The sequence below is a fragment of the Enterococcus sp. GPZ-007 genome, assembly GCF_059374735.1.
Map to the genome: position 1 here is coordinate 1 of NZ_JCAFYN010000096.1, position 1,485 is coordinate 1,485.

The 1,485-nt window shown below is 41.4% G+C and carries 2 protein-coding genes; both read right to left on the minus strand.

The window, feature by feature from the left end:
* On the minus strand, window positions 1-785 hold a 785-nt coding region (locus AC4J95_RS21005), incomplete at its 3' end, for an IS66 family transposase (RefSeq protein WP_494551539.1).
* A gap of 109 nt (window positions 786-894) precedes the next feature.
* Window positions 895-1,248 carry an IS66 family insertion sequence element accessory protein TnpB gene (gene tnpB, locus AC4J95_RS21010; RefSeq protein WP_494551540.1) on the minus strand — a complete coding sequence of 118 codons (354 nt, stop codon included), beginning with the start codon at window positions 1,246-1,248 and terminating at the stop codon, window positions 895-897.
* Window positions 1,249-1,485: the final 237 nt, after the last annotated feature.

A 1,485-nucleotide genomic window follows, 5' to 3' on the forward strand; every position in this document is an offset into this window, starting at 1 on the left:
TCTTCTTGGTTTAGATACATCTTTAATCGTTGAGCTAAACTATCCAACGCGTTATGACAGACTTTAATATGCCAGTTGGTGATGTTGTCACGAGAGATATCCAGACCCAATGTTTCTTGCCAATAGCTTTCCTGCCGATTGGCAGGAGATTTTTGCCCAAACTTCAATCGGATCGTTTCTGCGATCACACTGTTTGAGCCCAAACTGTTGGACACCACTGGTTTTGGAACAGGTGCTTTCTTGTAAGAAGAAACATCTGCTTTTTCGCATTCTTTACAACAATACGTATGTTGTAAATGAACAAGCCGATCTAACATGGCTTGATGAAAAAGAACTTCCTCACGAATTTTCGTTGAGCCAATGTCTGTCATCTGAGTGCCGCATTGCTCACAAATCCGTTGATCCAAAGGCAATTCATGATGTGCCTCTTTTAAAGGAAGATGGGCAATCTTCTCTGCTTTTTGACCGATTTTTCTTTTGTGTCCTTTAACCGAGGTTTCTTGTACACGTTCCGTTGTTGAAGGTGCCTCTTTTTCTTCACCCTCCTCAGAAAAGAGGTTGAGTTGCCCCGTCACTTGCGAATCGACGGTTTCTTTAGAACGACCAAAAAAGCGGTCCGTAAAATAACTCAATTTCTCATTGAGCAGGTGAACCTCTTGGTTCAATGCTTGATTCGCTCGCTGAAGTTCCTTGATCGTTTCTGTCTGAGATTCAAGGAGTTGAAGCAGAACATTTACATCAACCTCAACGTTATTGTTAGAAGTAGAATTGGTCTGTAAGGACAAGAAATTCACCACCATTTTTATTGTAACCACTGTTATTATTATACCATTTAAGCACACTGAAAAACAGAGAAAAACGCATAAAATCAATGATTTCACCGTTTTTCTCTGTTTAAAAGAACCCTTTTGTTCCAGCCTTGATTGCTTTTGGCTGATGGATACTTAGCCCTTCAAGCAGCCAATGAATCTGTTGGACCGAAAGTTGGCGAACTTCCTCCTTTTTTCTTGGCCATTGAAGTCGCCCGTTTTCAATACGCTTATAGCCGAGGAAAAAACCATCTTTATTCCAGTAGAGCAGTTTAAACCGATCACATCGATTGCCGCAAAAAAGGAACAGGGCATCCTCGTAGACATCCAACGCATAGTCTTGTTGGATGATACTTGCGAGGCCGTCAATTCCTTTTCGCAGATCGGTCTTGCCTGTCACGATAAAAATTTTTTCTACTTTAGTAAAATCAAGAAGCACCTCACATCAACTCCTTGAGAATAGACGAAAGGATGTAGCTATTCACGCCATTATAGATCAGGACTTCAGAACCGTCCTTTCTCCGTATACGCAGGGCTAATTTTGCGGTACTATTCTTTTTCTGATCACGAGCTGCTCTAGATTGATCGTGGATTTGAATAGGAACGATGTCATTTGTGGCTTTCAAAGAACCACCTCCGTTTCTCTTGATAGCTCAAGTATACGTGGAGGTGGTTT